An 888-nucleotide genomic window follows, 5' to 3' on the forward strand; every position below is an offset into this window, starting at 1 on the left:
AAGAGGTCCTAACAAAGGCGTTTCACGTGTCGGTGGGTGATGAGGCAGACGGCGATGCCGAGGAAGGCCTCATGGATGTCGTCGCGTCGTTCCCAGCGGATGCGGAGGCGACGGAAGCCGTGCAGCCACGAGATCGTTCGTTCCACGACCCAGCGCACACGTCCGAGGCCGGATCCGTGGGGTTGTCCCCGTCGGGCGATCATGGGTTTGGTACCTCTAGCCCACACGAGGCGACGGTATTTGTCGTGGTCGTAACCGCGATCGCCGAAGAGGGCGTCGGGTCGACGGCGGGGCCGCCCCACCCGTCCGCGGACATGGGGAACCTTGGCGAGCAGAGGTACGACCTGCGTGACATCGTTGCGGTTTCCGCCGGTCAGGGACACCGCGAGCGGGATTCCCCGCCCTTCGACCAGGACGTGGTGCTTGCTGCCCGGCCGTGCGCGATCGACCGGGCTCGGACCGCTTTTGGGCCCCTTCGAGCGGCCCGGACGTGACTGGAGTCGATCACCGCCCGCGACCAGTCGAGCTGTTTCGCCGCATGCAGCCTCGCGAGCAGGATCGCGTGCAGCCGATCCCACACCCCGGCCTCGTTCCAGGCCGCGAGACGACGCCAACACGTCATCCCCGACCCGAAACCCAACTCCTGCGGCAGGAACTCCCACTGGATCCCGGTGTGCAGCACGAACAGGATCCCGCACAACGCCTGCCGGTCCGGCACACGTGGACGGCCGGGCACCGCCTTCGGCGCCGGCTCGGGCAGCAACGGTTCGATCAGGGACCACAGTTCGTCCGAAACCACCCACGGACGCGACTCACCTCTACGCACACCACGCACAACGACCGAACAAGCCGATAGTCACACCAAACTCATAATTTGTTAGGACCTAT

At 65.9% G+C, this 888-nt stretch carries 1 protein-coding gene; it reads right to left on the bottom strand.

The window, feature by feature from the left end; genetic code table 11:
* Positions 1-8: 8 nt before the first annotated feature.
* Positions 9-826 (bottom strand): IS5 family transposase gene (locus tag EMA17_RS55900; RefSeq protein WP_443093105.1). Its coding sequence is split into 2 segments (ribosomal slippage): positions 9-494 and positions 497-826, totalling 816 coding nucleotides; the frame shifts between segments, so codons are not numbered across the junction.
* Positions 827-888: the final 62 nt, after the last annotated feature.

Origin of the sequence: Embleya hyalina, assembly GCF_003967355.1 — a bacterium.
Taxonomy (GTDB): domain Bacteria; phylum Actinomycetota; class Actinomycetes; order Streptomycetales; family Streptomycetaceae; genus Embleya; species Embleya hyalina.